General features: G+C 70.0%; 13 protein-coding genes and 10 pseudogenes. 6 read left to right on the top strand and 17 right to left on the bottom strand.

Annotated features, from left to right (window positions below; translation table 11 throughout):
• Positions 1-393: 393 nt before the first annotated feature.
• A pseudogene (locus tag OG966_RS05050) lies at positions 394-711 on the top strand (universal stress protein); the annotation flags it as partial.
• 40 nt (positions 712-751) lie between these two features.
• Here the strand turns inward: OG966_RS05050 and OG966_RS05045 are convergent.
• Positions 752-898 (bottom strand): annotated as a pseudogene (locus OG966_RS05045) (hypothetical protein); the annotation flags it as partial.
• Between the two features lie 70 nt (positions 899-968).
• Here OG966_RS05045 and OG966_RS05040 point away from each other — a divergent pair.
• Positions 969-1,308, top strand: a pseudogene (locus tag OG966_RS05040) (glycosyl hydrolase family 65 protein); the annotation flags it as partial.
• On the opposite strand, the gene OG966_RS05035 reads toward OG966_RS05040, so the two are convergent.
• On the bottom strand, positions 1,302-1,823 hold the full coding sequence (locus tag OG966_RS05035) for a universal stress protein (RefSeq protein WP_326648163.1): 522 nt from the start codon (positions 1,821-1,823) through the stop codon (positions 1,302-1,304). The pseudogene OG966_RS05040 and the gene OG966_RS05035 sit on opposite strands and share 7 nt — an antisense overlap.
• 31 nt (positions 1,824-1,854) lie before the next feature.
• Between OG966_RS05035 and OG966_RS05030 the strand changes: the two are divergent.
• Positions 1,855-2,082, top strand: a pseudogene (locus OG966_RS05030) (hypothetical protein); the annotation flags it as partial.
• Here the strand turns inward: OG966_RS05030 and OG966_RS05025 are convergent.
• The 9 genes and pseudogenes from OG966_RS05025 to OG966_RS04985 all read right to left on the bottom strand — a co-directional run.
• Positions 1,998-2,696: pseudogene (locus tag OG966_RS05025) on the bottom strand (ABC transporter ATP-binding protein); the annotation flags it as partial. The pseudogenes OG966_RS05030 and OG966_RS05025 overlap by 85 nt on opposite strands.
• Before the next feature lie 283 nt (positions 2,697-2,979).
• Positions 2,980-3,225 carry an acyl carrier protein gene (locus tag OG966_RS05020; protein ID WP_326648162.1) on the bottom strand — a complete coding sequence of 82 codons (246 nt, stop codon included), beginning with the start codon at positions 3,223-3,225 and terminating at the stop codon, positions 2,980-2,982.
• Positions 3,222-4,604, bottom strand: coding sequence for a 2-oxo acid dehydrogenase subunit E2 (locus OG966_RS05015; protein WP_326648161.1), 1,383 nt, complete (start codon positions 4,602-4,604; stop codon positions 3,222-3,224). The genes OG966_RS05020 and OG966_RS05015 overlap by 4 nt, the downstream gene beginning before the upstream one ends.
• A 2-nt stretch (positions 4,605-4,606) precedes the next feature.
• A complete protein-coding gene (locus tag OG966_RS05010) occupies positions 4,607-5,605 on the bottom strand; it encodes an alpha-ketoacid dehydrogenase subunit beta (RefSeq protein ID WP_326648160.1) in 999 nt (332 codons plus the stop codon).
• Positions 5,606-5,607: 2 nt separating this feature from the next.
• Positions 5,608-6,681, bottom strand: a complete 1,074-nt coding sequence (gene pdhA / locus OG966_RS05005; protein WP_326648159.1) for a pyruvate dehydrogenase (acetyl-transferring) E1 component subunit alpha — start codon at positions 6,679-6,681, stop codon at positions 5,608-5,610.
• Entirely contained in the window at positions 6,678-8,474 is a 1,797-nt protein-coding gene (gene acsA, locus OG966_RS05000) for an acetate--CoA ligase (RefSeq protein ID WP_326648158.1), read from the bottom strand. Before acsA ends, pdhA begins: the two co-directional genes overlap by 4 nt.
• Before the next feature lie 408 nt (positions 8,475-8,882).
• Positions 8,883-9,154, bottom strand: a pseudogene (locus OG966_RS04995) (alcohol dehydrogenase catalytic domain-containing protein); the annotation flags it as partial.
• A 188-nt stretch (positions 9,155-9,342) separates the two neighbouring features.
• Positions 9,343-10,819: pseudogene (locus tag OG966_RS04990) on the bottom strand (bifunctional aminoglycoside phosphotransferase/ATP-binding protein).
• Between the two features lie 103 nt (positions 10,820-10,922).
• The gene (locus OG966_RS04985) at positions 10,923-11,798 is read right to left on the bottom strand and encodes a universal stress protein (protein ID WP_326648157.1); all 876 of its coding nucleotides are present in this window, start codon (positions 11,796-11,798) and stop codon (positions 10,923-10,925) included.
• Between the two features lie 253 nt (positions 11,799-12,051).
• On the opposite strand from OG966_RS04985, the pseudogene OG966_RS04980 reads away from it, so the two are divergent.
• Positions 12,052-12,872: pseudogene (locus OG966_RS04980) on the top strand (universal stress protein).
• Between the two features lie 322 nt (positions 12,873-13,194).
• On the opposite strand, the pseudogene OG966_RS04975 reads toward OG966_RS04980, so the two are convergent.
• Positions 13,195-13,630: pseudogene (locus OG966_RS04975) on the bottom strand (hypothetical protein); the annotation flags it as partial.
• A gap of 339 nt (positions 13,631-13,969) precedes the next feature.
• Here OG966_RS04975 and OG966_RS04970 point away from each other — a divergent pair.
• Positions 13,970-14,302: pseudogene (locus OG966_RS04970) on the top strand (helix-turn-helix domain-containing protein); the annotation flags it as partial.
• Positions 14,303-14,306: 4 nt separating this feature from the next.
• Here OG966_RS04970 and OG966_RS04965 read toward each other — a convergent pair.
• The gene (locus OG966_RS04965) at positions 14,307-16,223 is read right to left on the bottom strand and encodes an NAD-binding protein (protein ID WP_326655089.1); all 1,917 of its coding nucleotides are present in this window, start codon (positions 16,221-16,223) and stop codon (positions 14,307-14,309) included.
• Positions 16,224-16,373: 150 nt separating this feature from the next.
• On the bottom strand, positions 16,374-16,859 hold the full coding sequence (locus OG966_RS04960) for a CBS domain-containing protein (RefSeq protein WP_326648156.1): 486 nt from the start codon (positions 16,857-16,859) through the stop codon (positions 16,374-16,376).
• A gap of 175 nt (positions 16,860-17,034) precedes the next feature.
• Between OG966_RS04960 and OG966_RS04955 the strand changes: the two genes are divergently transcribed.
• Positions 17,035-17,199 (top strand): hypothetical protein, encoded by a 165-nt coding sequence (locus OG966_RS04955; protein WP_326648155.1) that lies wholly within the window; start codon positions 17,035-17,037, stop codon positions 17,197-17,199.
• A 244-nt stretch (positions 17,200-17,443) separates the two neighbouring features.
• Here the strand turns inward: OG966_RS04955 and OG966_RS04950 are convergent, their stop codons facing one another.
• The 3 genes from OG966_RS04950 to OG966_RS04940 form a co-directional block, all read right to left on the bottom strand.
• Positions 17,444-17,806, bottom strand: coding sequence for an ArsR/SmtB family transcription factor (locus OG966_RS04950; RefSeq protein ID WP_326648154.1), 363 nt, complete (start codon positions 17,804-17,806; stop codon positions 17,444-17,446).
• Between the two features lie 71 nt (positions 17,807-17,877).
• Positions 17,878-18,105: a hypothetical protein gene (locus tag OG966_RS04945; RefSeq protein ID WP_326648152.1), complete on the bottom strand. Its 228-nt coding sequence runs from the start codon at positions 18,103-18,105 to the stop codon at positions 17,878-17,880.
• Between the two features lie 76 nt (positions 18,106-18,181).
• Complete coding sequence (locus OG966_RS04940) at positions 18,182-18,790, bottom strand: NAD(P)-binding domain-containing protein (RefSeq protein WP_326648151.1); 609 nt, start codon at positions 18,788-18,790, stop codon at positions 18,182-18,184.
• Between the last annotated feature and the right edge of the window lie 108 nt (positions 18,791-18,898).

Genomic DNA, 18,898 nt, shown 5'->3' with positions numbered 1-18,898 from the left:
CCACAGTTCGGAGGGTCAGTGTGCGCGCGACCACCATGATGGGAGTATGGGGGCTGAGTCAGGGCGCGAAAATTGGAGTGGGGAAGGAGCCTGCCGGAGTTGCGTGATTCACCATGGTTTGGCGGCCCGGTGCTGATTCCCGTGCTGGTTTGGTGCTGACCTGAAATCCCACGTCAGCACCCCTGATCACCTCTCCGGTGCTGACTTGGTGCTGACTATGCAGCGTTGAACGGCGACATTCCGCATGGATCGGGCGCGGCTGCTCTTCGTGTCCGCCCTGTGCCTGTGGTGGGCGATGGAGCTGCCCCTTGTCGTGGGTCTGGACGGATCGGAGTCCAGCCTGGGGGCTGTGGACTGGGCGGTGGAGGAGGAGGCTGCTCGCCATGGAATTCCGCATGGCGGTGCCCTGCGCACGAGACGACTGACCTCCCCTTGCTCGCCGGCGACGCCGCGAAATTCCACGAGATGAGGGCCACCTTGCTCGACGAGGCACTGGGCAGGGCTGCGGGGATCCCCGCGGTCCAGGTGGGCCGCGCCACCGTGGAGGGCCCGGCCCGAAAGGTGCTGCTCGAGCGTTCGGCCGCCGCGGAGCTTCTGATCGTCGGAGCCGAACGCCGTCCGGGACACTTCGGTCTCCAGCTCGGCCGGCTGGCCCACACAGCACTCCACCACGCCGCCTGCCCCGTTGCCGTCGTACCGCAGCGGGTGTGAGCCCGTGATTGCCGCGCTGCGGGCTGTGGGAGCGGTGGTCCACTCCCGCGTTGGTGACCGCGCCGTCGAGTGCGGTCTCGACCTCGAAGTCACCGGACCAGTTCTCGGCCGTGAACTCGGTACGCAGGGCCGCCAGATGAGGTTGCGCCAAATGTACGAGGCGCAGCCGCCGCACGAGCGTTGTGCGCCCCACGGCGTCCTCGATCCTCCATCCTAGAAGCCGAGGAGACATCGTCAATCGCTTCCGCAAATCTTTCGAAGGAGACATCGCCGACCTGCAGGGTGGGACCACAGGCGAAGTAATCCACCTGGGCGCGATGGCAGGCACCCTCGACCTCGTGCAACGCGGACTGACCGGCCTCGAGACACGGGCCGGGGCACTGTGGCCGGACCCGTACCCCTGCCCGAACTCAGCGAATACGGCTTCGCCCTGCGGCTACCGAGGGCACTGGGGCGTTCGGCTGCGGATGCGGCCAGGACAATCTCGAGGTCAGCGTGCCCGAGTCCGACCGTTCGCCGATCGCCATCGAGCTCCCCGACCGTGCGGTCTCCGTCGAACCCGGGGAATCCTGTCGGCTGACACTGCGGGATCACTGATCCACTGGCCGACCCCGGACTCGGGTGCCGCCCTGCTGCTCACCGGTGCGCGATGACAGCGACGGGCGCGGCCGAGTGATGCAGGACCGCGTGGGTGACCGGTCCGATATGACCTGTGCGCGGCCCGTGGTGGAACGCCGCCCGACGACCACGAGTTCGGCGTCTTGGGACGCGTGCACCAGTTGCTGAGAGGCTCCACCGAACAGTGCTTGCTCGACGACATTCACGGATGGGAACTTCTGTCGCCACGGCATCAGCAAATCGCTGAGCGCCTGCGCGACCGCTTGGCCGGCGTCGACAGCTGCGTACTGGGTGTAGACCAGTGGCGTCGTCCAGCCGTGCACGACTCGGAGACCGGCGGCACGCCTGGCTGCCGCATCGAAGGCGAACGCGATGACCGCGTCGCAGTCCTCGCGGATATCGACCCCGAGGACGACGTCACGGTAGGGGCCCGACGCCTCGGTCGGTACGGAATCGGAGGAGCCGGTCACCCTGGTCAGCGGCGCATCGTGCACGCGGGCGGTCCACGAGCCTCTGGCCGAGCTCTTGGCCGCGGATTTTACAGGGTTCACTTACGATCGCCGGGGCCGCGGAGACCGCGGGGACACACTTCCTTACGGAGTCGAGTGGGAAATTGAGGACCTCGGCGCTGTGATCGCCGCAGCCGGCGAAGAAGCGGCGGTCTTCGACAATTCCTCCGGCGCCGTTCTTGCCCTGCGTGCCGCTGCAGCTGGCCTGCCCAGCTCGTCGAACGTTCCCGATTCAACGGCCGGGCCGGCCCGGACAATGGTGACGCGGTCGCACAGCGCCTCGACCTCGGAGAGGATGTGGCTGGACAGCAGCACGGTGCGGCCCGCCTCCCGCAGTTCCTGGACCACCTCCTTGAAGACCCCCTCCATCAGCGGGTCGAGGCCGGACGTCGGCTCGTCCAGGAGGTGCAGCTCGACGTCGGACGCGAAGGCCGCCACAAGCGCCACCTTCTGGCGGTTGCCCTTGGAGTAGGCGCGGCACCTCTTGGCCGGGTCGGGCTGGAACCTCTCCAACAGGTCGGCATGGCCTGCCCGGCCGAGTCCGCCGCGCAACGCGCCCAGCAGATCGATCACTTCGCCGCCACTGAGGTTGGGCCACAGATTCACCTCGCCCGGCACATAGGCCAGCCGGTGGTGCAGCGTGACCGCGTCTCGCCACGGATCTCCAACAAGCAGGGTGACCGTCCCGCCGTCGCGGCGCAGCAGTCCCAGCAGGACCGGACGGTGGTGGTCTGCCGGCGCCGTTAGGACCCAGGAAGCCGTGCACCTGCCGGTCCGGACAGTGCGGTAGAGGTGATCGAGGGCCCGCGTCGAACCGAAGTCCTTGGCCAGACCGGACACCGCAATCGCTGACGCCATCGTCCCTTCACCTCATCGCGCGCACATCTCCAGGCCCCCCACGAAGAGCAGCGGGGGATAGGGCCGGACCGCCCCGGCATGGGGGACCGGATCCTGGAAAGAGAGCCCGGGTGAATCCGGGGCACCCGAATGACCTCGGCCGCTGTGCTCGAGGGGTTGCACTTGGCGATCTTCTTGATCTCGTGGCGCTCGCGCAGAGTGAAGGCTTTCGACCGGCCGCGCTTGTACTCCGGGCACGCGCACGCGTCATCTCGCGACTGTCGGCAGATTCGGCCGTGGCACCTCACTCCGTGCGGGCGACGAGAAAGTCCGCGCTGCCGGACAGCGTGGTGAGCTGTGGCGTGTCCTCGTCCTCGATGCGGACACCGGTCCGTTCACTGAGGGCCTCGATGAAGCTGAGAAAGTCCAGCGAGTCCATCTCGAGTGCGTCGCGGAACGTCTCGTCGGGTGCCAGAGTGGCGAAGTCGGCGTCGGGGAGGACACGGGCGATTGACTCCTTGACCATGTCCAGTGCTTCGGTTCGGTTCACAGCTGCTCCGGGTTCTGCAAGAGGCGGTCGACCGCCGTCAGATACCGGGCCCCGACGGCTCCGTCCGTCGCTCGGTGGTCCGCTGACAGGGTGGCTGTGACGACGGGTCGTACGCCGAGCAGGCCGTCGACGGCACACGGCCGGTCGATGACCTGTCCGAAGCCGACCAGGGCAACTTGCGGGGGGTAGATGACCCCGAGGACGCTGTCCACGCCCTGATCCCCGAGGTTGGTGACGGTGATCGTGGAGTCGGACACCTCGGAGCCGCGCAGCCGGCCCGTGCGGGCACGGGCGACCAGATCCTTCAGGGCGGTCATCAGTTGGGAGAGTTCGATGGTGTCCGCGTCGTGCAGCGCAGGGGCGACGAGCCCGCCGCCGCGCAATGACACGGCCACCCCGAGGTGTACGCCGTCGCCCGCCGTGAAGTGGTCGTCGGTCCAGAAGCCGTTGAGCTCGGGGACCTCCCGAGCTGCGCGGGCCGCAGCCTTGAGTAGCAGGGCTGCGGGAAGCAGTCGCTCGGCGACCGGGCTGCGCCGGTTGTGCTCGTGCAGCCAGTCCATGGCGGCGGCCATGTCGACGGTCGTGGACAGGTAGTAGTGCGGGATGTCGCGGTTGGCGCGGGTCATCAGGCCTGCAATCGCCTGGCGCATGGCCGCCGCCCGGTCCTCGGAAGGACGTGCAGGTGCGGCAACGTGGCGCGAGCGTGGGGCCGCGGTCGCCGGGCCGGGGGCTGCGTTGCGCACGTCCGCGGCACGCACGGCGGAGTCTTTGCCGGTCCCCGTCACCGCGGCCAAGTCGACGTCAAGTTCGGCGGCGAGCCGCCGGGCGAGGGGGGTGGCCCGTACGCGCAATGGCTGGGCAGCACTCGCGGCGGCCGCTGCCCGCTCGATGTCGGTTCGGCTGACCCGCCCTCCGGGCCCGGATCCGTGGAGGGCCTCCAGGTCGACGCCGCTGCGCTCCGCGAGGTGCCGGCTCAAGGGGCCCGCTTCGGTGTGCCCGCGTTCGTGGGCATTAGACGGTACCGCAACCCGGGCGGGTTCGGGCCGGGTGGGGGGCGTCGCGCGGCTGGGCGCCGACGGGACCGGTTGTCTCCCCTCGGCCTTCTCGGGCTTTCGACGCGCCTCGCGTTTCTTGGGTCCTTCTGAGGTCGGCTCGATCAGCGCGAGCGGCGTGCCGACCGGCACCATCGTGCCCGGCTCGACGAGCAGCTGCCCTATCGTCCCTGTCTCGAAGCACTCCACCTCGATCGAGGACTTCGCGGTTTCGACGACCGCGACGGGATCGCCTTTATGGACCAGGTCACCGGGCTGTACCAGCCATTCCTGGAGCCTGCCCTCGTCCATGTCGGCGCCCAGGGACGGCATGGTGAACTGGGCCATGGTCAGTCCACCGCCCGGTGCGCTGCCGCAACAATGTCGGCGGTCTGCGGCAGGGCCGCCTCCTCAAGCCGCCGGGCGTACGGAATGGGTACTTCCGCGCTGCACACCCGCTCCACGGGGGCGTCCAGTTCGTAGAGCGATCGCTCGGCGATGCGGGCGGACACCTCCGCGGCGAGGCTTCCGGTGCGCCAGGCCTCGTCGACGACCACGACTCTGTGCGTACGGGCTACGGAGGAGGTGATCGCCGCGTCGTCGAGCGGCCGGAGCGTGCGCAGGTCGATCACCTCTGCGCTGATGCCTTCGGTGGACAGCACCTCCGCCGCCGCGAGGGCCTTGGGTAGCGACCCCCCGTACGTGATCAAGGAAATGTCGGTGCCGGGCCTGCGGATCGCAGCGTGGTCCAGGTCCACCGGGGCGGTGGACGGGGCGAGTTCCCCCGAGGCGTTGTAGAGGCTTCCGTGCTCGAAGACCAGTACCGGGTCGGGGTCGGCCAGCGCCGGGGCCAGCATGTGGCGCGCGTCCTCGATGGTGGCCGGTGCGAGGACGCGGATGCCGGGGATGTGCGCGTACCAGCCCTCCAGGCTGTGCGAGTGCTGTGCGGCGAGCTGGCGTCCCGCGCCCGTCGTCATGCGGATCACCAGCGGCACGGGGAGCTGGCCGCCCGACATGTGCAGCAAGGTGGCGGCGTTGTTGAGGATCTGGTCGAGGGCGAGCAGGCTGAAGTTCACGGTCATGATCTCGACGATGGGCCGCATCCCCGCCAAGGCGGCACCGATGCCCGCGCCCACGAACGCGGATTCCGACAGCGGGGTGTCGCGGACCCGTTCCGGTCCGAACTCCTCCAGCAGGCCGAGGCTGACGCCGAAGCATCCGCCGTACCGGCCCACGTCCTCGCCCATGAGAAAGACGCGGTCGTCGGAGCGCAGTGCCTCGCGCAGGGCCTCACGCATCGCTTCCCGGTAGGTGGTCTTCCGCTCCTGCTGCTGCCCGCCGGTGCCCATGGTCAGCTCACCTCCACCGGAGCACTGGTGACATGGCGGAGCAGGTTTTCGACCGGTTCCTCGGGCGCCTGTTCGGCCGTTTCGACGGCGCGGTCGATCTCGTCGGTGACCTGGTGCTCGATCCGGGCGAGCTCCTTGTCGCCCAGCTCATCGTTCTCGCGCATGCGGTCCACGAGGCGGGTGATCGGGTCCCGGGTCTTCCACTGTTCGACCTCCTCCTTGTCCCGGTAGCGGTCCGGGTCGTACATGGAGTGGGCGCGGAAGCGGTAGGTGCGCAGCTCCAGGAAGTGAGGTCCGGCTCCGGCCCGGATGCTCTCGGCGGCCCGGCGGGCGGCTTGCTCGACGGCTTCGACGTCCATGCCGTCCACGGCCCAGGCCACCATGCCGTACGAGGCGGCGCGCATGGCCAGGTCGGCCTGTGCCTCGTGCCGCTCGATGGCTGTGCCCATGGCGTAGAGGTTGTTCTCGCAGACGAGCAGCAGCGGCAGATCCCAGAGGGCTGCGAGGTTCGCCGTCTCGTGGAACTCGCCTTCGGCGAAGGCCCCGTCGCCGAAGAAGCAGCACGTGACGCGGGGCTGTGCGCGCATGCGGTCGGCGAGCGCGAGGCCGGCGGCCAGGGGGAGCCCGCCGGCGACGATCGCGTTGCCGCCGTAGAAGCGGCGGCTTGCGTCGAACAGGTGCATCGATCCGCCGCGGCCCCCGCTGCAGCCGGTTGTCCTGCCGTACATCTCGGCCATGACGGCTTCGGCCGGGATGCCACGGGCCAGTGCGTGGCCGTGCTCGCGGTAGGTGGAGACGACCGCGTCCTCGGGGGTCAGTGCCTCGTTGACGCCGACGGCGACGGCCTCCTCTCCGATGTAGAGGTGGACGAAGCCGCGGATCTTGGCGGCGCTGTACAGCTCGGCGCATCGCTCCTCGAAGCGCCGGATGCGCATCATGGCCTCCAGCAGGTTCACCTTGTGCCTGGTGGCAGGCCGGTCGGCGGGAAGCTCTGTCCTCGTGCTCTGCTTGCTCGTCGTGGCCTTCTTCGGGGTGGCCGGGGTCTTTCGGGTGCGGGTGCCGCGTGCGGGGCTCATGCGGATCCCTCCAGGGTGGACAGGTCGCCGGTGGGCAGGCCGAGTTCGCGGGCGCGCAGCACTCGGCGCATGACCTTGCCGCTGCGGGTCTTGGGCAGGTTCTGGTCGAAGGCGATCTCCCGGGGTGCGACGGCGGGGCCCAGCCTGCGGCGGGCGAAGGCCATCAGTTCGCGTTCCAGATCCGGGGCCGGCTCGATGCCGGGGCGCAGCGACACGAATGCCTTGACGATGTTTCCGGCGACGGGGTCCGGCCGTCCGATGACACCGGCTTCGGCGACCGCCGGGTGTTCCATGAGCGCGCTCTCCACCTCGAACGGGCCGATCAGGTGGCCTGCCGACTTGATGACGTCGTCGGCGCGCCCCACGAACCAGTACCAGCCGTCCGCATCCCGCCTGACCAAGTCGCCGGTCAGGTACCAGCCGTCGGCGAACGCGGCCTCGTACCGCTCCTTGTCGTGCAGATAGCCGCGGAACATGGACGGCCAGCCCGGCCGCAGCGCCAACTCGCCCTCGACGTCCGGGTTCTGCACCTCCGTGACCCCGCCGCCGGTGATCAGCGCCCGGCCGTCCTGGCCGCGCTTGAGCACGGCCGCCTCGACACCGGGCAGCGGCCGCCCCATCGAGCCGGGCCGGATGTCGCATGCCGCGAAGTTCGAGATCATGATGCAGCCGGTCTCGGTCTGCCACCAGTTGTCGTGGACCGGCAGGCCCAGCACCTCCTGGCCCCACACCACGGCCTCGGGGTTGAGCGGCTCACCGACGGAGGCGATGAACCGCAGGGCCGACAGGTCGTACGAATGCGGCAGGTCGTACGGGCCTTGGCGGGGTGTGGCGCGCATGAGCATCCGCAGGGCTGTGGGCGCGGTGTACCAGACGCTGACCCGCTGTTCACCGAGGATCCGGTACCAGCGCCGGGCGTCGTAGTCGCCCTCGTCGACGACGACCGTCACTCCGTGGGCGAGCGGGGCGATGATGCCGTACGACATGCCGGTGACCCAGCCGGGGTCGGCGGTGCACCAGTACACGTCCTCGGGGTGCAGATCGAGCGCGTACGCGGCCGTGGCGTGATGGGCGACGACCGCTTCGTGGACATGGATCGCACCCTTGGGGGTGCCGGTGGTGCCGCTCGTGAAGTGCAGCAGAGCCATGTCCTCCGGCGAGGTCAGCGGGATGGTGAATCGGTCGGACGCGGCGGACATCCGATCTTCGAAGGAAACCGTGCCGGGCAGCTCCTCGGCACCCGGCCCCACGATGAGCACCTGCTCAAGCCCGGGCAGCGACGCCCGGCGCTCGGCTACCTTCCGCCGGTACAGAGCCGCGGTGGTGACCAGGACCCGGGCATCGCCGAGACGCAGCCGCTGCTCCACCGGGTCAGGGCCGAATGCGGAGAAGAGCGGGCACAGCACGCTGGTGTTCTTCAGCGTGCCCAGCACGGCCGTGTAGAGCTCGGGACAGCGGCCGAGCAGGGTGAAGACCCGGTCCCCATGGCTGACGCCGAGCGACCGCAAGACGTTCGCGAAGCGGGCCGTACGGCGGGCCAACTCGGCGTAGGTAACTGTCGAGACGGCGTTGTCGCGGGCGATGCACCGCAGCGCGACCTTGTCTCCTGATGCGGAACCCGCGTGCTGGTCGACCGCCTCGTGCGCCATGTTCAGCCCGCCCCCGGGCAGCCCGGCCAAGGCCTCACGCGCCTGCAACCAGGTGAAATCGGAACGAGCCTGGTCATAGTCGGCGAGATTCGGTGTGGCGCTGACCCCCGGTGCGGCGCCCTTACGGATCGTCTCCCAGTGCATGGGCGCTCCTCCCGACGCCTGCCTCTGCCTCTGCCTCCAGAGTCGCCGAGCGTGGCCCGGGCCGCACTGCGACTGACCCCGATCGGGACCCGAGACCGGCCTCGGTAACTGTCCACAGCCGTAGCGCGAGGCATTCATGGAGCCCGGGGCCGCCCGCTTCTCGCGGGCCCGAATTGCACGGTGCGTTTGGCACCGCTTCGCCGGGTCTGAGGGGTTGCCCTCGGCTCACTTCCATAGCATCACTGCTCGCCCGGCGAATTGCAGGGCCGAACGGTCCAGGCCGAGGTCCGACCAGCCCTGTTCAAGCTGTGGGGCCGTCTTGCATCCAGGGCGGATAAAGGATCGCCGTTATCCGGAGGAGACGATGCGGAGGCCCAGGTCGCGGCTGCCCTCGGCCTGGGCCCTTCACCCGCAGGAAGAGACGGACGACACGATCACCTGCTCCCCGGGGACGATCGTGTGGACTCGCGGCCGACTTCCATCACCTCGCCGAAGGCCTCGTGGCCAAGGACCGTCCCTGGCTTCACGCTGGAGAGGTCTCCGCGCAGGATGTGCAGATCACTGCCGCAGATGATGGTCCTGTCGACGCGCACGATCGCGTCGGTCGCCTCCTCGATCACGGGATCCGGGATCGTGTCCCAGGAGGTCTTTTCGGGGCCGTGGTAGACGAGTGCACGCATGGTACTCACTCCCTCGCTACCCCCTCTGCACCGTCGCCCTCCAAGAACTTGCGGGCAACAGGGACCGTCAGGCTGTTTCAAGGGAAGATGGGCCCGTTCAAGGGGGAGCCCGCTCAGCTCACCTGGGCCCTCCTGAGCAGGCCGTCCATTCGGGTGAGCAGGCCGCTCCCGTATCGTCGCAACTCACCTCAGTCCGGCTCCATGTAGGAGCGGCGGAAGACCGGGGCCTGGCCGGTGCCGTACGGGCGTACGGCCGCCATCGCCTGGGACGACCGCGGCCTCCAAAGGACCGCTGGTGTCGACCGTGACGGCCTCATTCCACGGCGGCTCCGCGGCTGCCATGGCCGTGGCCACGTCGAGGTTGGCGTCGGATGCCCCAGGCGCGCGGGTGCTCAGGCGGGCCGCCGACACGTCGCCCGGAACCCGGCAGTGCAGGGCCACAAGGTCGGCGCTGGTGCGTTCGGCCATGCGCAGGGCGGCTTCGCGCTGTCCCGCGTCGGACCAGGTGGCGTCCAGGACAACGGACTCGCCGCAGGACAGCAGTGCGGATGCGCGGTCGAGCAGGGCCGCGTAGGACTTGTTGGTCCACTCGGGCGTGTACATGCCTTCGCCGTATCCGGCGGCTGCGGACTCCTCCACCGGGATGCCTGCCAGCTCCTTGTGGAGGCGGTCGCAGCTGAGCAGCGTGACGCCCAGGCGATCGGCCAGTGCGCCGGAGAGCGTGGACTTCCCGCTGCCCGGGAGCCCGCCGACGAGAGTCAGGCCGACAGCAGAGGTACGCAGGTGGCGCAGCGCCGTCATGACCAGTCGCCGTGACGCCGCCTGCGCGCCGGGCGCGCCCTGGCGCGCCTGGATCAGGGAGACCTTGGCGCGGACGAACGCGCGGTAGGCGACATAGTGGTGCCACAGGGACGGCGGTGCGGGGTCGCCGGAGTACTCGCTGTACTGGGCGAGGAAGAACGCCGCGGCCTCCGGGGCACCCAGCTGTTCCAGGTCCATGGCGAGGAAGGCGACGTCGTCGAGACCGTCGACGTAGCGAAGGCGCTCGTCGAACTCCAGACAGTCCAGGACGCGGGGGCCGTCGTCGAGGCAGAAGATGTCCTCGGCGAGCAGGTCGCCGTGGCCGTCGACCACCCGTCCCTGCTCGATGCGCGTGTCGAACAGTTGCTCGCGGCCGGCGAGATAGCGGCGCACCAACCTCTCGACCTCCTCCACGCCGTCTGGCACGCGGCTGTCGTCGGCCAGCGCGCGGACTTGCGCGAAGCTCGCTTCCCAGCGTGACGACAGGGCGTCCCGAGTGCCCTGCTCGTCGACGTCCGGGCTGCGGGGCGCGTCCGCGTGACGGGCGGCGAGCAGCCGGGCGACAGTCCGCAGGACACCGTCGACGTCGGCGCCTTCACTCACAAGCCGGGAGAGGCGGCGCTCCGTCGGCATGCGGCGCATCACCACGAGGAGTTCGGGTATGCCGGTGTTGGGGCTGCGAAATTCTCCCAGGCCGAGGTAGACGTCGGGAGCGAAGCGACGGTTGAGAGCGACTTCCCGCTCGCACGCGGCCCGCCGAGCCGCCACGGTCGTGTAGTCGAGGAACCCCAGGTCGACCCGTTTCTTGAGCTTGTAGACGCGGTCACCGACGAAGAACACGACCGCGGTATGCGTCTCGCGCACCTCGGCGCGCGGGAGCGCCGAAACATCGAGGCCGGTGCCGGTACGGAGCACGGACGCGTCGGCCTGCCGTACCGACACCATTGGCTCCCTGCGGTGGCTCGGCTCAGGCATGGGGGACGACGGCGACAGGGCAGCGCGCGTGATGGATGGCGGCCTGTGCCACGGGACCCAGACGAGGTGCCCGGGCGGGACGACGCTTGCGTCGGCCGACCACCAGCAGCCCGGCACCCTCGGCGGCCCGTACCACGGCCTTGGCAGGGCTTTCGAGACCGATGCTGTCATCCACCTCCACGCGCGGAAACTTCTCGCGCCAGGGGCGGAGGGCCTGGCTCAGGTGCTTCTGCGCGTCCTGCGTGATCTCCTGGGTCACTTCGTGGTCCACGCCCCAGGGAACGTGTGCATGGAGCGGCACGCTTCGGCCATGGACGGCCCGAAGCGGCATGCCCCGCGCTGCGGCGGTGGCGAAGGAGAATTCGAGCAGGTCGTCGCATGAGCCGTGCAGTTTCAGTGCCACCACGACGCCGCCTGCCGTACCTGGAGTGGGTGGTGGCCCTTCCTCGCGCGTTTCGGCACGTACCAGGACCACCGGCCGCTCGGCCCGTGCCACGACGGGCATGCTGATGTCGCCCAGGAAGTAGCTCTCGACGGGCTCCAGCCCCCGCGAACCGAGCACGATCATCACGGACTCCGATGCCGCTTCGAGCAGTGCGTTCTGGGCGTCGTCGGAGACCAGGTTGTCGATAATAGAGAGGCCCGGGTGGCGCGCTTGGAGTTCTGCCCGCGCGTTGTGCACGATCCGCTTCGCCCAGTAGTTCTGATCCATCTCCGCGGGGATGCCGGTCGGTTCCGGCACCAGCAGGGGCCACGCGTGCAGCAGGCGCAGCGTGAGCTTGCGGCGCTCGGCTTCGTCGGCGGCCCAACGGGCTGCGGCGAGGCTCTCGGGTGAGCCGTCGAGGCCCACGGTGACGACTTGCTCCATGGCGACTGCCTCCGTCTCGTAGGAAGCTGGAATGACGGTGAGCGAGTCCGCTGTCCGGACTGCTGTCGTCCCTGTGCCCTCGTCAGTAGCCGTGCAGCGACCGTGAGGGGTACTCGATAGAGCATCTGCGCCGACTGCGCCGAGCCCCGCCGCTTCTTCGAGGAGTACCCCACATCTTCCTGCGCCGCATGCGGACTCCGATGTGGCAGGGCTCGGACAGGCGCGGAATCCGGCACGAGGAGGAGCAAGAGCAGTGACGATTCCTCTGGTGGTTGGCATCGACGGATCCGAGGCGAGCCTTGAGGCGGTGGACTGGGCCGCCGACGAGGCGGTCCGACACGAAGTGCCGCTCCACCTCGTGCATGCGGCGCCGCTGCACCACGAGGCACCCAGCCTGATTGCCGCTGCCTCGGAACGGGCCAGCAGGAGCGCGCCAGCGGTTCGGTTGTCGAGCGAGGTGCTGCACGGGGACGCGGCGTCTGCCCTGGTCGACAAGGGGCGCAATGCTTTCGCGTTGGTTCTCGGGTGCAGGGGGCTCGGAGATCTCGCCGGGCTGCTCCTGGGCTCGGTCAGCCTGGCCGTGGCCGCCCGTGCCGACTGCCCAGTCGTCGTGGTGCGCGGTGGAGTGGAGTACCGGAACGCCCGGTTCGGGAGCGTCGTCGTCGGCGTTGAGAACGGGGAGGGCAGCGGCACGGCAGTACAGTTCGCGTTCCGTGAGGCCCACGTGCGGCGCTGCCGGCTGGTGGCGGTGCACGCCTGGAGTGCCCCGTTCGAGCACTCCGAGCCTCCGCCCCTCTCCGGCTACGCCCTCGAGGCCCACCGGCGCCCGCTGGCGCAGGTGCTCGACGACGCTCTGCGCGGTCCCGCTGAGAGGTACGGGCACATCGCGGTGAGCCGCCAAGCGGTGGAGGGACCGGCACGTCGGGCGCTCCTGGAGGGGCCGGGTCAGGCGCTGACCTGCTCGTCGTCGGAGCTCGCAGGCGAAGTGGGCATGTCGGTCTCCAGCTGGGGCTTGTCAACCACGCGGTGCTGCATCACGCGCCGTGTCCGATCGCGGTGGTTCCACAGATATGACTGCCACGGGCCGGGGGACCAACACCGTCGGGGCAGCCCGTGGGGCCCGAGGGGGCGCCCGCCGGGGACCCTCGGCCCCGTGACCGGGAACTGCCGTCGTTTGATCGTGGGGGGAACGGACCAGCAGTAGCTGGAGGCCGGACCATGAGGGGCAATCGACGAAAAGACCTGATCAGGGACCATGTCGAGCGCCTGGAGATCATTTCCCGCGGCCCTGGTCCACTGCGTTCCCACATGTCTGCGCATCGCCTCGATGCAGGCAGCCTGGCGCGGTTCAGCGACGGGCGGCGGGGACGTTCCGTTCAGGCCGCTGCCCTGGTGGCGGCCGGTTAGCGCAGAGTCCGGCATCCTCGCGCAGGCGCAGCACGACGCTGAGGATTGCCGTCGCGTCATGGTCGTGGACGCCGCGCTCGTATTCCCTCGTCGTACGCCGCTACCGCGGCCTGCCGTACGACGGCGGGCAGGTCGCCTCCCGACAGGGCTTCGGCGCCGTGCTCCGACAGGAGCCGCGCGGCGAGGTGTTCCGACCGGTAGGCCTCGGGCGACTCGGACGGCAACGGCTGCGTCCAATAGGGGCGGGTGTCTGTGAACTCGGGGTCGGTAACGGCAGTGCGGTAGTCGGTGCCGGTTAGCGCGAACGCCAGGCCGTCCCCGTGCGGGACGAATGTGAGTTCCGGCGCCTGTGTGGTGACGGCGAAGCGGTGACGTCCCAGCCGGATCGTCCCGCTGCCGTCCGCGAACAGCTCGGTACGGTCGCGCGGCGAGCCGGTCGCGCAGCACCTCGTATGTACCGGCGTCCATGCCGGTCACCGCCGGCAACGTTGTCGCCGTCGCCATGGGAATACTTTCCTGGTCCTCAAGGGTGGTCCTGCGGCCGCTGACCCCCGTTCGGCAGCCAGCAGGCCCGGTAGGTGCCCGCGCTCAGGCCGTGACGGAGCCGTTGAGCGCGGTGAGCGGGGTGTCGGCGAGGCCGAGTCGCCCGCCTTGTCGAGCAGCTGGCTCAGCTGGGCCGTGGGCGCGACGCCGCTGTTCATCAGCTTCAGCAGCAGCGCGGAAACGGTCAGGTTCTGCGCATCGGCTTTGGAGACGGTGCCGGCCCCGTGCTCCACGCGGCCGATCTCCTGGTCTGCCCGGTCCTCACCCGCGACCGGCAGGCCATAGCCGACCTCGTACAGTCCCCGGACCGCTCCAGCACGCCCGCGGCGGAGCCCAGCCCGCTGATCGACACCCTCACCGCCTACTTCGACACGGGCTGCGTGGCTGCCGAGGTGGCCCGGCGGCTGTCGCTGAGTGTGCGGGCGATGACGTACCGACTGGAGGGTATCCACAAGCTCACGGGTGCCGATCCGGGCGACCGTGTCAACCGCTACGCGCTCGAGACGGCTGCGGTCGGCGCCCGCCTCCTGGACCGGCCGGGCCAGGATCTCTGACGGTTCAGGCCGAGCGGGATTCGGGCCGCCGTCCGAGGAGTTCGGCCAGTCCGCGGCGTGTGGCGGCGAGGACGACACGGTCCTCGGGGCGCAGGACGTAGCCGGGGTGGAGCTCCCACAGCAGCCCGGCGGCAGTCCGGTCACCCCCGTACGGACGGGAGGCGGCAAGGTCGGGGCGACGATCGGCGGGCTCCGCGGTGTCCAGCGCAATCACGCGCCATGCGCCGGGCCGGAACGCCTCGGCGACGGTGCGGCCCTCGAACTGCGGGTGTCCGGCGACATCGAGGGCGGCGAAGAGCAGCACTTTGCGCTCGGCCGGGATGGCGCCGAGGACCTGACGGCCCATCATCGCGCCGGCGAAAGCGGGGGCGGCGAGCGTGGACACACTGCGGCTACGGGTCAGCGCCTCGGGGTGGGCGGCGCGCAGGGTGCGGTAGACGGCGGTGGCGAAGTCGTCGTCGTACAGCCGCAGCGCCACCCGCAGATCCGGCTTCACGGTACGGGCATAGAGAGCAGCCTCAAGGTTCGTCGTGTCGACGCTGGTCAGGGCCAACAGGGCGCGCGCCCGATGGATTTTGGCCGCTTCCAGCACACCCTCGTGTGTGACATCGCCCAGCACCACGGGCACGCGCAGCCGACGCGCGAGTGGGATGCCACGCGACTCAGGGTCCCCCTCCACGCACACCACCGGGATGTCGAGCTCACGCAGCCGCGCCAGTACCCGGGTGCCGACCTTGCCGAGGCCGAGCAGCACAACGTGCCCGGACAGCCCGCGCGGCGCGCGGCGAAGCGCCGCTGCCCCGCGGAAGGCGCCGAGAGCTTCCAGAGCACCGGCAACAAGAACCGGCAGCAGCGCGAGCCCCACCAGGCCGGAGAGGAGCTGGAGCACCTGGCGGGCGGTGGGTTCACCGACGGCCGGGTCCCCGATGGCGAACAGATCGAGCAGCGTGATGTAGACGGCGTGCAGCGGGTGCTCGCCGGTCGTGAGCCACGAGGCGACGGCCAGCGCGACCACGGCTGCCGCGGCACCGACAAGGGCCCAGCGCAGCCGGCGCGAGAAGATCTCCCTGAGCGGAGCACTGCGGCCGGCCAGACGGCGGGGCGGCAGCGGAGGCCCGGCGTGCGAAATGGCTTCCAGCACCAAAGTGCCTCGCCCGGTGGCGGCCGTGACCGTGGCGTCGTCGGGCAGCAGCAGGGGTCCTTGCGGCCCGCTGCCGTCCGAACCCTCCGCGCCCGCCGGGTCGTTGATTGTGGACGAAAGCACGGCAAGAGTGCACAGGCCGGGATCGGGGACTTCACCGCGCCCCGGCGGTGTGCGCTCCACGGCACGGAGCAGCAGCCCGTCGGCCTGCACGACCTTGCTCGTACCGGCCACGGCGGTCGCCGCCAGCGCGGGCGCCGCGGTGTCCGCGTCGGACAGCACGGTGGTGGAGGCGTCCAGCGAGGCGGTGTCCAGACCGGGCATCGCGAGCACAGCGGCCTGGTCGAGCAGTTGCTCGAGGTGCTGGCCCAGCTTGCGGTTGTAGAGCCGGATCACCAACCGCAGCCGGGGGTTGAGCCGGCGGGCGGCCAGCGCGGCCCTGATGTTGGTCTCGTCATCGTCGTACACAAGGGCCAGAGCAGCGGCCCGCTCCACACCGGCCTGACGCAGTGCCTCCTCTGTCGGCTCGGCTGCCTCCGTCTCCCGTACCGGGAGGAGGAATTCGCCACTGGAGCCGACATCGTCGGCACCGCCCGGCCGGTTCATCGCGGCGGACGCCCGCCCGAACAGCGCGGAGGCCCGGATGCGGTTCGGCGCTGCGGCAGGCTGTCTGCCCGGGGAGGCGGCTGGCGGGACGAGGAGCGTCACCCGCTCCCCGTAGACGTCGTGCAGTTCGGCGGCGAGACGGGTGGCCAGCGCATCGTCACCGCAGACGATCATCTGCCCGGCCGGTGCGGCGTGCTGAGCCTGTTGAGGAAAAAGTGAGGACACAACCCAAGACTCCCTTGCGGCAAAGGCGAGTTGTACCCCCCGGGGGCACGCGGCGGGACCGAACTGGACGGGACCGGCGGAAGACGGCGATCCCTGCGATCAGTCTCGCGTCGTGGCGCCGTTGCCGCCCGCTGCACCGAGGAGCTCGTGCAACAGATGGGAGGCAGTGATCACACCGAGCAGGTGAGTGCCGTCCTTGTCCTTCTCAGCCACGGCCACCAGCGGGCTGTGTACCCGCGCCATCAGCGCCGTCACCTCGAGCGCGGTGTCGTCAGGGTCGGCGATCGGGGGCGGAGCCGCAGTACTGGGCAGGCAGTCGCCGACCCGGCGTCCGACCAGGGCCTGGCACAGCCGGTCGGCGTGCTTCTCGTCGACGACCGCCGCGAGGGTAGGGTCCTCGATCAGGTACTCGGGCACCAGGACCTTGACCATCTGAGAGGCGGGAAGGATCGCCTTGGGTTCGCCGAGGGCGTCGAGCACCAGGAGCCCAGGGAGCCGGTGCTCTGCCATCAGACGGGCCGCCTCCAAGGCGTCGCTGTCGACGCTTACCGATTCGTACTCGACTGCCAGGTCTCGTGCGCGCACGGCCGGCTCCTCGTCTGTGCGGAATGTACCTGTGACCAGCGTCGTCTCGGCCATGCTTACCGCACGCCGGCCACGGTCACCGGCGCCGCGCTCGCCGAGGCAAGGCGAGCACTGCGGCACTGGCGTCAGCTGGTGGCCGACTGGGCGCAGGAGCCGTCCAGGCCGGTGCCCTCCGATGTGCTGCGACAGGGTTCCCGCCGTCCTGGACTTGCTGGCCAGCGTGGAGAGGGACCCGGACGTGCCGGGCGGGGCCAGGTTCGAGACGTTCGCCTATCTCGACCGCGTCCTCGGGATGGATCTCGCGCGCGAGGTCGGCCACCAGCACCGGATGACGCCATGATCTCGGGCAATTCCCGGCGCTTGGTCGTGTTGCGGAGCGGTCGGTTCACCACAGGAGGAGTGGGAGGCCTTCCTGCTCGGCAACGCGGATGCGTTCTTCGATCCGGGCTGCGTTCTCGCCAGCCGCGAGGCCGGCGTGGACTGCTGCGGCGATGGCTCGGGCTCGTCATGCAAGGCCTCGGAGGCCTGCGATCTGACCGAGCTCCTGCTCAAAGACGCTCGTAGACACACGGCGGCGCTGGACGTCAGGCGGCGTACCGGCCCAGGATGTGCCCCATCGCAGCGAGCACGGACGGCTCGACCCGGTAGTACACCCAGGTGCCCCTCCGCTCGGAGCTGAGCAGACCCGCCTCTTTGAGCTTCTTCAGGTGGTGGCTGACGGTGGGCTGGGAGACGCCGACATCGGAGATGTCGCAGACGCATGCCTCGCCGCCCTCGTGTGAGGCGACGGCCGAGAAGAGCCGCAGCCGGACCGGGTCGCCGAGGGCCTTGAACATGGCGGCCGTGCGTACCGCCTCCTCCGCCGTGAGCGGGCGTTCGGTCAGCGGCGGGCAGCAGGGCGCACCGGTCTCCGGCTCGAGCAGCGGCAGCACCTTCATGTTCGACATATGTCTATGTTGACACACATCGAACCAGGCGCCCAGGGGTGGTTGCCTCGCCTGCCGCCGGGCGAGATGCGTCAGCGAGGTCCCGTCGTGGTGGCTCGGATGCCCCCGCTCGTCGAGCGCGTCCAGGGGGGGCGAGGTAGCCGAGGTCGGGCTGGCTGGTAGCCGGTGGCCAGCACGACGCCCTCGACCGTGCCGTCCGGCCAGGTCATCTTGGAGCCCTCGATGCTGGTGAACATCGGGCGGCGGCCGGGCATGCCGGCGGCAAGGGACGCTTTGCGGCCGTCGTCGATGACCGCCATGGTGGGCGGATTGAGCTGGAAGCGGCCGAGCGGTGCGATGTCAAGGCCGGTGACCTTGAGCCAGAAGTGCAGGTCCTTACCGGCGCTGCGTGAACCACTTGACCGGGGCCCGGTTGGCGAGGCTGACGCGGGCGTGGGCGGCGAGTTCGGCTGCGACCTGCACGCCGAGTTGCCGGCGCCGACGACCACGACCCGCTGCCCGGCGAAGGGCTCGGGGGGCGGTAGTCCGTGACACGCCGGACGGTCCCGGTGAAGGAGTCCAGGCCCGGCAGGGCGGGGCGGTTCGGCCGGCCAAAGCCGCGGTGGCCGCGACCACCCCGCGTGCCGCCAGGCGCGATCCGTCCTCCAGCGCCAGCGTGAACCCGTCTCCGTCCGTCTGGACCTCGCTGACGCGCTGGCCGGTGCGGATGTCCGCGTCCAGCCGGTCTGCGTACCGCAGCAGGTAGGCGACCACCTCATCGCGGTGCGGATACCGCTCCGGGTCGCCGCCGAAGGGAAGGCCGGGCAGGGGGCTGTATCTCGCCGGGGAAAAGAGGGTGAGGCTGTCGTAGAAGTGCGGCCAGGAACCGGCCGCCTGCCCGGAGGCTTCGAGTACCACCGGCTCAAGCCCTTGCTTGCGCAGGGCGTGCGCGGCGGCAAGGCCTGACTGGCCGCCACCGATGACCGCGACATCGAGATGCTCCATGAGTTCCGAATCGCTTGTTTCGAGGAGTGTCTATGTTGACGCTCATCGAAACAGGTGCCATGCTGGCAGCGCAAGCCATCGACGAACGTCGAAACAACAGGGAGTCAT

The organism is Streptomyces sp. NBC_01750 (assembly GCF_035918095.1).
Lineage (GTDB): Bacteria > Actinomycetota > Actinomycetes > Streptomycetales > Streptomycetaceae > Streptomyces.
Note: the sequence above shows the minus strand (reverse complement) of the source record. Positions and strands in the feature narration are given on the sequence as shown.